General features: G+C 73.4%; 9 protein-coding genes. 3 read left to right on the top strand and 6 right to left on the bottom strand.

Translation table 11 applies throughout. The features are described 5' to 3' along the window. Positions 1-238: 238 nt before the first annotated feature. Positions 239-526: a hypothetical protein gene (locus EJF31_RS21375; RefSeq protein ID WP_125039201.1), complete on the bottom strand. Its 288-nt coding sequence runs from the start codon at positions 524-526 to the stop codon at positions 239-241. Between the two features lie 143 nt (positions 527-669). Between EJF31_RS21375 and EJF31_RS21370 the strand changes: the two genes are divergently transcribed. Continuing rightward, entirely contained in the window at positions 670-4929 is a 4260-nt protein-coding gene (locus EJF31_RS21370) for a BTAD domain-containing putative transcriptional regulator (RefSeq protein ID WP_125039200.1), read from the top strand. 18 nt (positions 4930-4947) lie between these two features. Here EJF31_RS21370 and EJF31_RS21365 read toward each other — a convergent pair whose 3' ends face one another. Next, positions 4948-6120, bottom strand: a complete 1173-nt coding sequence (locus EJF31_RS21365) for an acyl-CoA dehydrogenase family protein (RefSeq protein WP_125039199.1) — start codon at positions 6118-6120, stop codon at positions 4948-4950. Between the two features lie 110 nt (positions 6121-6230). After that, positions 6231-7118: an Ig-like domain-containing protein gene (locus EJF31_RS21360; RefSeq protein ID WP_125039198.1), complete on the bottom strand. Its 888-nt coding sequence runs from the start codon at positions 7116-7118 to the stop codon at positions 6231-6233. A gap of 197 nt (positions 7119-7315) precedes the next feature. Here EJF31_RS21360 and EJF31_RS21355 point away from each other — a divergent pair, with 197 nt between their 5' ends. Together EJF31_RS21355 and arfB are read left to right on the top strand one after the other, a co-directional pair. Next, on the top strand, positions 7316-7729 hold the full coding sequence (locus EJF31_RS21355) for a CoA-binding protein (protein ID WP_125039197.1): 414 nt from the start codon (positions 7316-7318) through the stop codon (positions 7727-7729). Further along, on the top strand, positions 7726-8181 hold the full coding sequence (gene arfB / locus EJF31_RS21350) for an alternative ribosome rescue aminoacyl-tRNA hydrolase ArfB (protein ID WP_125039196.1): 456 nt from the start codon (positions 7726-7728) through the stop codon (positions 8179-8181). Before EJF31_RS21355 ends, arfB begins: the two co-directional genes overlap by 4 nt. Here arfB and purE read toward each other — a convergent pair. From purE to EJF31_RS21335, 3 genes are read right to left on the bottom strand one after another with little or no spacing between them, the layout of a single operon-like run. Beyond that, entirely contained in the window at positions 8178-8717 is a 540-nt protein-coding gene (gene purE, locus EJF31_RS21345; RefSeq protein ID WP_125039195.1) for a 5-(carboxyamino)imidazole ribonucleotide mutase, read from the bottom strand. The two genes, arfB and purE, sit on opposite strands and share 4 nt — an antisense overlap. Positions 8718-8719: 2 nt before the next feature. Continuing rightward, on the bottom strand, positions 8720-9880 hold the full coding sequence (locus tag EJF31_RS21340; protein ID WP_125039194.1) for a 5-(carboxyamino)imidazole ribonucleotide synthase: 1161 nt from the start codon (positions 9878-9880) through the stop codon (positions 8720-8722). 9 nt (positions 9881-9889) lie between these two features. Continuing rightward, the gene (locus EJF31_RS21335; RefSeq protein WP_125039193.1) at positions 9890-10216 is read right to left on the bottom strand and encodes a winged helix-turn-helix domain-containing protein; all 327 of its coding nucleotides are present in this window, start codon (positions 10214-10216) and stop codon (positions 9890-9892) included. Between the last annotated feature and the right edge of the window lie 29 nt (positions 10217-10245).

The following is a 10245-nucleotide window of genomic DNA, read 5'->3' as shown; positions in this document are numbered from 1 at the left end:
GTGGGGACGGGCGGGCGCGCACGCGGCGACGATGCGAGGTCCCGTCAAAGGGAGGCGCGGCGCCGCCCAGCGGCGGCCCGGCAGGAAACCACGCCGTGGCGGCGACGCGGCGAGCATAGGGACTCGCGTCGTCGACGTGGGAGCGACCGTCCGGCCCCACCACCCCGCGCCGAGACTGTCCCGGGGAGGCTGCCCCGCGCAGCGGCAACCCGCCCGCGAAGCGGGCGACACCCTGAGCTCACCGGTGCTGCACGTGCTTCCACCACTGCGACACCTGCGGGCAGCCCGGGACGGTGTGCGCCCAGGGGCCGCCGACGAAGCGGGGGTCGGGGAGGGACGGGCAGTGGGTGGGGTCGAGGGGGGCGGTCACGGGCGGGGGCGTGCTCGGCTCGACGGGGATCGCCGCGGCCGGCGAGCCGGAGAAGGATCCGGCCAGCACGGCGGTGATCGCCGCGGCGGCAGCTCCCGCGGCAGCGGAGGTCCAGCTCCAGCGGCGGTTGCGGCGGGTGGTGGTGTGGTGGTTCATGGCGGATCTCCTCGGTGGGGCGGGGCCGGTTGCCCCGGGCATGCCACCGGTGTCGCAGCAGCCGGTTCCGGACCGGCTGCCGTGCGGTATCGACCCGGTATCGGGCGGGTTGACGGCCCCCGGGAACCTGCGACTCTGGACGGGTGGGCATCACGGTCCTCGGTCCCCTGACCGTCGACGGCCAGCCGCGGTTGAGCCCCCGCGACCGGGTGGTCCTCGCCGCCCTGGCCACGGGTGGTGACCGGCCGGTGACCGCCGACCAGCTCAAGGACGCGCTCTGGGGCGACACGGTGCCGCCGTCGGGGACGAAGATCCTGCAGGGCTGCATCGTGCGGCTGCGCAAGGCACTCGGGCCGGACGCCATCCAGACCTCCCCCGGTGGCTACCTGCTGCGGCTGTCCGCGGACGACGTGGACGCCCGCCGCTTCGAGGTGCTCGTCGAGCGGGGGCGCGAGCTGCTGACGCTCGGCGAGGCCGACCGTGCGGCGTACGTCCTGGGCGAGGCGCTGGCGCTCTGGCGCGGCGACCCGTTCACCGACGTCGAGGGATGGGACCCGGCGACCGCCGAGGCCGCACGGCTGGGCGAGCTGCTCCTCGAGGCCGAGGAGCTCCGGGTGGACGCGCTCATGCGGGCCGGTCGGCACCGCGAGGTGCTCGCGGAGTGCCAGTCGCTGGTGCGGGCCGCGCCGCTGCGCGAGCGCCGGTGGGCGCTGCTCGCCTACGGGCAGTACCTCGCCGGACGCCAGGGCGAGGCGCTCCGGACGATCCACCAGGTCAAGGTGCTGCTGGCCGAGCAGCTCGGCATCGACCCGAGCCCCGACCTGGCCGCCCTGGAGCAGGCGATCCTGCGGCAGGACGCGTCGCTGCTCGTCGACGACGCCCTCCCGGCGGGCGACGAGGCCTGCCCCTACCAGGGCCTGATGGCGTACGACGTCGGCGACGCCGACTCGTTCTTCGGGCGCGACGACGACGTGGCCGCGTGCCTGGACGTGCTGCGGCGTACCTCCACCGTGGCGCTGGTCGGGCCGTCCGGCTGCGGCAAGTCGTCGCTGCTGCGGGCCGGGATCGGTGCGGCGCTGCGCCGGCAGGGCCAGACCGTGGTCGTGCTCACGCCCAGGGAGCACCCGATGCAGGCCCTCACGGCGGTGACTGCGGCCGGCGGACGGCGACCGGTGCTGCTCGTCGACCAGTGCGAGGAGGTCTTCACCCTGTGCGCCGACCCGGCCGAGCGGCACGAGTTCCTCGCCGCGCTCGTGCACGAGGCGACCACCGGCACCGTCGCGATCGCCCTGCGGGCCGATCGGCTGGCTGACGTCGCCTCGCACCCGTCGTTCGGCCGGCTCGTCGAGCGCGGCCTGCACCTCCTCGGCGGGCTGGACGACGACGGGCTCCGGGCGGCGATCGAGGGCCCGGCGCGCCAGGCGGGGCTGCTCCTCGAGCCCGGGCTGGTGGACCTGCTGGTCCGCGAGGTGCGTGACGACCCGGGAGCTCTGCCGCTGCTGGCGCACGCGCTGCTGGAGACCTGGAAGCGCCGGGAGGGCCACACGCTCACGGTCGCGGGCTACCAGTCGACCGGCGGCATCCACGGTGCGGTGGCGCAGTCGGCCGAGCGCCTCTACGCCCAGGTCGGCGCGGGTCGCCGACACCTGCTGCGCGACCTGGTGCTGCGGCTGGTGGCCGCGGGCAGCGAGGGCGAGCCGGTGCGCAGCCGGGTGCCGCGCCGGCAGGTCGCCACCGACGACGAGCACGAGCGCCTCATCGAGATGCTCGTGGCGGCCCGTCTGGTCACCAGCGACGACGGCATCCTCGAGATCACCCACGAGGCGCTCGCCCGGGCCTGGCCCCGGCTGCGCGCCTGGCTCGACGACGACGTCGACGGCCAGCGGATCCTGCACCACCTCACTGCCGCCGCCGACGCCTGGGACTCCCTCGGGCGGCCCGACAGCGAGCTCTACCGCGGGGTGCGACTGGCGCGCGCCGTCGAGTGGCAGGCCCGCAGCCGCAGCACCCTGACCGCCACCGAGGAGGAGTTCCTCGACGCCGGCCGGCGGGTGGCCGAGCTCGAGGAGCAGTCCGCGGCCGAGCGGGCCCGCGTGCAGGCCCGGCTGATCCACCGCCTGCGCGGGGTGCTGACGGGCGCCGTCGTCGTGACCGTGCTGGCCGTGGTGGCCGGCATGCTGGCCGTCCAGCAGAAGCGGAGCGCCGACGAGAGCTCCGTGGCCGCCACCGACGCCGAGACGACCGCGGTCGCGCGCCGGGCCGGTGCGGCTGCCCTGGTGAGCGACGACATCGACGAGTCGCTCCTGCTCGCGCTGAGCGGCGTCGCGCTGCACGACTCCCCCGACACCCGCAGCAGCCTACTCGCCGCGATGGGGCGCAACCCCCGGCTGATCGCCTCGACCCCGCTGCGCGAGGGCGACCAGATCCTGGAGGTCGCCACGAGCCCGGACGGCCGGTCGGTCGCGACCCTCGACGAGGCCCGCCTCGTGCGCCTGTACGACGCGGGCACCGGCGCGTTCGTCGCCGAGCACCAGGCCGGTGTCCCGCGGATCGAGTGGAGCCGCAAGTGGGGACGGCGCCTGCTCGCCTTCAGCCCCGACAGCACGCTGCTGGCCGTCGGCGCGACCGCCAACGTGGGGCCGGCCGCCGAGCTCCTCGACGCCCGCACCCTGGCGCCCACGGACCGGCTCCGCGGGCTGCCCGACCGGGGCTGGGAGGTCCGCGACCTGGGGTTCAGCGCCGACGGCAGCCGGCTGGCGGTCGCCCTGCAGCGCAGCCGCGTCGAGGGCACCGGACTCGTGCCCGTGGCGACGCGCGCGATGGTGTGGGACGTCGCGAGCAGCCGGCCCCCGATCACCGTTCGCGTCCCGGCCGTCGACGGCCCGTCGGTCGCGCTCAGCGACGACGGCGGGACGCTGTGGACCAGCGATCCCCTGACCCGGCACGACCTCCGCACCGGTGCGGCCACCGTCGTGGACCACGGAGGATCGCCGCTGACCAGCCTGACCGTCACCCGCGACCCCGACGTACTGGCGGGCATCCGGGACTGGGGCGCCGAGCTCGTCGACACCCGGACGGGCCGGACCCTGTCGACCCTGCCCTCGAGCGGCACCCTGGTCGACCTGCGGATCTCGCCGGACCGTCGCTCACTGCTCGGGATCTGCTGGGGCGACCGGATCGTGACCGAGTGGGACATCGCGCACGACCGACCCTCGGTGCAGGCCGAGTTCACCCTCGACCGGGGCAACGGCGGGTCGGTGGACTTCGCGGCCGACGGCTCCTACCTCTTCGCTGCGGCCGCCGGCGGCGAGCTGCTGCGGCAGTGGGACCTCGCAGGCCACCGGCAGTACCTCCCCGTCGTGGACCTGCCGACGCCGGCGCCCAGCGGGTGGGGCGTGCTGGCGCCGGGAGGGCGCTGGTCGACGGTGCTCACGGGGGACGCCTGGAGCTTCCGCGACTACGTCACCGGCGCCACCTCGGAGATCCCGATGCAGCCGGGCTACCGGCACACCGTGGGCGCTTGGCACCCGGACGGCGAGCACTACGCCACCGCGACCGGCAAGGACCTCATCGTCTGGGACATCGCCAGCGGGCACCGGGCCCGGAGCACGCGGGTCAGCAGCGGCAAGGTCACCGAGATCGCCTTCTCCCCCGACGGCTCCCGCCTGGCCGTGGCCGAGCTCTCGGGTCGGGTCAGCCTGCTGGACGGCGAGACCCTGGCGCCGGTGGGGCGGCCGATCGAGGTCGGCGAGAGCGTGTCCTGGGTGGCCATGCGCCCCGACGACCGCACGGCGGTCGTCCTCATCGGCGGGCCGGGGCCGAACGTCTTCTGGAGCCAGCAGAACACCCGGTGGGCGCTGCTCGACCTCGAGTCCGGCTCCGTGGTCCGCGAGGGGCCGCTGGGGCTGCGGTACAGCTTCTGGCTGGCGGTCTCCCCCGACGGGCGGTACGCCGCCGTCACCGGCGGCACCGGCTCGGAGGAGGCCGGACCGACCGGCGCTGCCGGGCAGGTCCTGGTCCTCGACCTGGAGTCCGGCCGGCCGGTGCGTCCGCCGGGGCCGGGCCACGGCGGCATCCCCGGCCAGGCGAGCTTCTCGCCGGACAGCACCCAGCTGCTCACGTCGAGCTTCGACGGCTCCGTGACGCTGTGGGACGTGCGGACCGTGTCCCCGCTGGCGAGCGTCGCCGTGGAAGGGCGCCCCTATCTGGCCTCGGCGTTCCTGCCGGACGGCGGCTCGGCCCGCATCCTCGACCCCTCGACCGGCAGCGCGTGGACGTGGGACCTCGACCCCCAGCACGCGGTCGACGCCGCCTGCCGGATGGCGGGCCGGCAGCTGTCGGCCGAGGAGTGGCGAGCCAGCTTCGGCGACCGGCCCTACGTGTCGGCGTGTCCGGCGACCTGAGGGCGGCCCGACCGGGCGTCAGAGCTCGGACTGGATCCCGGCGAGGAGCTGGCGGGCCATCACGATCCGCTGGACCTGGTTGGTGCCCTCGTAGATCTGCGTGATCTTGGCGTCGCGCATCATCCGCTCGACGGGGTACTCGCGGGTGTAGCCGTAGCCACCCAGCACCTGCACCGCGTTGGTGGTGACCTCCATCGCCACGTCCGAGGCGAAGCACTTGGCGGCGGCGCCGAAGAACGTCAGGTCCGCGTCGCCCCGCTCGGAGCGGCCGGCCGCGGCGTAGGTCATCTGCCGCGCGGCCTCGACCTTCATGCCCATGTCGGCCAGCAGGAACTGCAGTCCCTGGAACTCCGCGATCGACTTGCCGAACTGCTTGCGCTCCTTGGCGTAGCCCAGCGCGTAGTCCAGCGCGCCCTGCGCGACGCCGACCGCCTGGGCGGCGATGGTCACGCGGGTGTGGTCGAGGGTCTTCATCGCGGTCTCGAAGCCGGTGCCCTCGGCGCCGATCATCCGGTCGGCCGGGATCCGCACGTTGTCGAGGTAGACCTCGCGGGTCGGGGAGCCCTTGATGCCGAGCTTCTTCTCCGGCGCCCCGAAGGAGATACCCTCATCCGACTTCTCCACCACGAAAGCGGAGATGCCCTTGGAACGCTTCTCGGGGTCGGTCACGGCCATGACGGTGTAGTACTCCGAGACGCCGGCGTTGGTGATCCACCGCTTCACGCCGTTGAGGACCCAGTGGTCCCCGTCGCGGACGGCCTTGGTCTTCATCGACACCGCGTCCGAGCCGGCGTCGGGCTCGGACAGGCAGTAGGAGAAGCCGCCCTCACCGGCGGCGAGCTTGCCGAGGTAGTGCTTCTTGAGCTCCTCCGAGCCGGAGATCTGCACCGGGAGCGAGCCCAGCTTGTTGACCGCCGGGATCAGGCTGGACGACACGCAGGCGCGGGCGACCTCCTCGATCACGATCACGGTCGCGAGCGCGTCGGCCCCGGCACCGCCGTACTCCTCGGGCACGTGGGGGGCGTGGAAGTCCGCCGCCAGGAGCGCGTCGTGCGCCTCCTGGGGGTAGCGGGCGTTCTCGTCGACGTCGGCGGCGTACGGCGCCACCTTCGCGTCGCAGACCGCGCGCACCGCCTCGCGGATCGCCTGGTGCTCCTCGGAGAGTGCGTAGAGGGGGAAGTCAGCGCTCATGGGCCGAATCCTACTTCCGGGTAACGGGACGCCGAACGCCCGCCCGGTGCACGGGGCACCGGACGGGCGTCCAGGGTTGTTCGCGTGGTGCTCAGGCGCTCACGCCAAGGTCACTTGACGACCTTGATGGTGAAGACCTTGGCCTTGCTGACGTTGCGGTAGCCGTCGCCGAGGTACTTGACGAGGACCTTGTGGCTGCCCACGCCCATCTTGGCGAGCTTGAACTTCGCCTTGCCGAGCGAATTGAGCGTTCCGGTGCCGACCTTCTTGCCGCCGCTGATCGCGACGACCTTGCCGGTGGCGGTGTTGAAGCCGCCGGTGACAGCCGACTTCACGACGGCCTGGGTGCCCTTGGCGACGGTGGCCTTGACCGGCTTGGCCGTGGTGACCGAGTCGTTCTTGGTGACCTCGATCGACTTCAGCGTGGCCGGGGTGTCCGCCGTGGAGCACGGGATCGGGACAGCGCCCAGAGCCGTGGTGGCGAGCACCATCGTGAACGCGGACGGCATCGTGACGTCGTAGGTGCCGGCCTCGGGCGCCGTGAAGGCGCCGTTGGTGCCGATGGCGTTGATGATGGCCGAGCCGTCACCCTGCGGGACGAGCCCCGTGAGCGTCAGGCCGGAGACCGGGACGGACTGCGAGCCGAAGCCGAAGCCCATGTCCGGCGAGGACAGGCCGGTCACGCCGAGGCCCGACAGGGTCGGGACCAGCGCGGCCGGAACGCCGATGGCCAGGTCGATGGCGTGGTCGGCGCCCAGGTTGAGCAGGCCCTCGGCGACACCGAAACCAGCCGGCAGGCTGTTGACGTTGTCGAGGTTGGGGATGCTGACGTTGACCGGGAACGGCACGTTGCCGGCGGTCGGGACGGCGCAGGTGTAGGTGTTGGCACCGGTCACGGCGCTGGCCGAGGTGGCCGTCGCCCCAACCATGGCGCCCGCGGCGAGAGCAGTGGCGACACCGACGGTCGCCAGGCGCTTCGAAATAGCAGAAATCTTCATCTGGATGCTCCCTCCCGAGCACTCAAGGTGTCGCTACCTCCCAGTAGCAATCACGTCACGCTAACCGGCGAGTCCGGCCCCATGTGTGGATTCGGCGCAACTCGACCAAGCATGCGGGACGGTTCCCAAGGGTGTGGCAAGAATTCGGCAAGTCTTCCGCAAGATGGCCGGCCGTCGGCGAGCCCTACTCTGGGGGCATGGCTGAGTGGCAGGACGCGGAGCACGTCCGGTTCATGCTCGACGACTGCGAGACGTGGGCGGTCGTCGGGCTGTCGGGCAACCCCGACCGCACGGCGTACGAGATCGCGGCACTGCTGCAGCGGCGCGGCAAACGCATCGTGCCGATCCATCCGACCGCGCCCGTCGTGCTCGGCGAGCAGGGCTACGCGTCGCTCGCCGACGTGCCGTTCCCCATCGACGTGGTCGACGTGTTCCGGCGCAGCGAGGCGGCGGGCGAGTACGCCGAGCAGGCCGTGGCGGTCGGCGCGCGGGCCGTGTGGTTCCAGCTCGGCGTGATCGACGAGGACGCCTTCCTGCGCACGGCCGAGGCCGGCGTCCCGATGGTCATGGACGCCTGTCCGGCCATCGAGTGGCGCCGACGGCGGGCGTGAGCCGCCCCGGCGACGACCTCGCCGTCGCTCCCGGACCGGGCCTGCCGCAGGGCCTGACGATCCCGGCCGCCGAGCTGGTCGAGCGGTTCTCGAAGTCCGCGGGGCCGGGCGGGCAGTCGGTCAACACCACCGACAGCCGGGTCGAGCTCGTCTACGACGTCCTCGGCTCCTCGGCGCTGTCCGACCACCAGCGGTCGCGGGCCCTGCGTCGCCTCGGCGGACAGTTGGTCGACGGCCGGGTCGTGGTGGTCGCCTCCGAGCACCGCTCCCAGCACCGCAACCGGGTCGCGGCGCGCGAGCGGCTCGCCGACCTGCTCCGGACCGCGCTCGCTCCCCCGCCACCGCCCCGACGGCCCACCAAGCCCACGCGGGGCTCGCAGCGTCGGAGGCTCGAGGCGAAGAAGCAGCGGGGGCAGACCAAGTCGTTGCGCGGTCGTGTGCGCGGGGACTAGAAACCGAGCTTGCGCGGGGCGGAGTCGCTGCGCACGACCGCGCCCTTCTCCTGGGCGGCGGTGCGGAGGTCGGCCTGGAAGTCGACCATCCGCTGCTGCAGGGCCGGGTCGGTCGCGGCGAGGATGCGGACGGCGAGCAGGCCGGCGTTGCGGGCATTGCCGACAGCGACGGTCGCGACGGGGACGCCGGCGGGCATCTGCACGATGGAGAGCAGCGAGTCCATGCCGTCGAGGTGCTTGAGCGGGACCGGCACGCCGATCACCGGCAGCGGGGTGACGGCCGCGAGCATGCCGGGCAGGTGGGCCGCTCCCCCGGCGCCCGCGATGATCACCGAGATCCCGCGGCCGGCGGCGTCGCGGCCGTAGGCCAGCATCTCGTCGGGCATCCGGTGCGCGGAGACCACGTCGGCCTCGAAGGCGATGTCGAACTCCGCCAGCGCCTCGCCGGCAGCCTTCATCACCGGCCAGTCGGAATCGGAGCCCATCACGACGCCCACCCGGGGGGTCCCGGCACGCTCGACCGACGAATCAGACATGGTCACTCGCTCTCGTTGCCGAGGTCGCCGGCGAACCAGGCGGCGGCGTGCCGCGCCCGCTCCAGGCAGTCCTCGAGATCGTCGCCGTAGGCGTTGACGTGGCCGACCTTGCGGCCGGGGCGCAGCTCCTTGCCGTAGAGGTGCACGCGCAGGTGGGGGTCGCGCGCCAGGGCGTGCGGGAAGCCGTCGTACAGGCGGCCGACCGAGGCGTCGGGTCCACCGAGGATGTTGACCATCACGGTCCAGCGGGCGCGCGGCGCCGGCGAGCCGAGTGGCAGGTCCATCACCGCACGGAGGTGGTTCTCGAACTGCGAGGTGACCGCGCCGTCCTGCGTCCAGTGGCCGGTGTTGTGCGGGCGCATGGCGAGCTCGTTGACGAGCACGCGTCCGTCGTTGGTCTCGAACATCTCGACCGCGAGGATGCCGGTGACGCCGAGGGCCCCGGCGACGCGCAGCGCGATCTCCTGCGCCTGCCCGGCCAGCTCGGGCGACAGGTCGGGCGCGGGGGCCACGACCTCGCGGCAGATGCCGTCGGTCTGGGTGGAGGCGACGACGGGGTACGCCGCGGCCTGGCCGCTCGGCGAGCGGGCCACCAGCGCGGACAGCTCGCGCCGGAAGTCGACGAGCTCCTCGGCGAGGATCCGCACGCCCGAGGCGGCGGCGGTCGCGAAGGCGTCGCCGCAGTCGTCGGCCGAGCGGACGAACCAGACCCCCTTGCCGTCGTACCCGCCCCGGGTCGTCTTGAGCACGCACGGGAAGCCGAAGGCCTCCACCTCGGCAACGGTGGTGACGATCGCGTTGCGCGGGCAGGGCACGCCGAGACCGGCGAGCCGCTCGCGCATCACGCCCTTGTCCTGGGCGTGCACCAGCGCCTCGGGCCCGGGACGTACGGCGACGCCGGAGTCCTCGAGCGCGTGCAGGTGGTCGGTCGGGACGTGCTCGTGGTCGAAGGTGACCACCGCGCAGCCGTCGGTCACCTTCCGCAGCGTCTCGAGGTCGGTGTAGTCGCCGACGAGGTGGTCGGGGATGACCTGGGCGGCGGAGACGCCCTCGGCCTCGGCCAGCAGCCGGAGCGGCAGGCCCAGGGCGATCGCGGGCTGCGCCATCATCCGGGCGAGCTGGCCGCCACCGATGACGGCAAGGGTCGGAGCGAGCTCGGGCACGGGGAAAGGCTAGTGGCCGTCCGCGCGGCGGCCGCCGTCACCCTTCTCGAAGCGCAGCCCCTTGCCGCGGATCGTGGTGATCAGGTGCGGCCGGCGACTGTCGTCGCCGAGCTTGCGGCGGACCCAGCCGAGGTGCACGTCGATGGTCTTGGACGAGGTCCAGAACGTCGTGTGCCAGACGTCGCGCATCAGCTCGTCGCGGGTCACGATGTCGCCGGCGCGCGAGATCAGCGCGAGCACCAGGTCGAACTCCTTGCGGGACAGGACGATCTCGTCGTCCCCACGCCAGGCACGGCGGCTGTCGGGGTCGACCTTGATGTCCTGGACCTGAAACACAAGGACAAGGTAGGAACGCATCGGCAGGC

Origin of the sequence: Nocardioides sp. LS1 (assembly GCF_003865225.1) — a bacterium.
GTDB lineage: Bacteria > Actinomycetota > Actinomycetes > Propionibacteriales > Nocardioidaceae > Nocardioides > Nocardioides ginsengisegetis.
The sequence above is the reverse complement of the archived record's forward strand: the minus strand, read 5'-3'. Positions and strand labels throughout refer to the sequence as shown.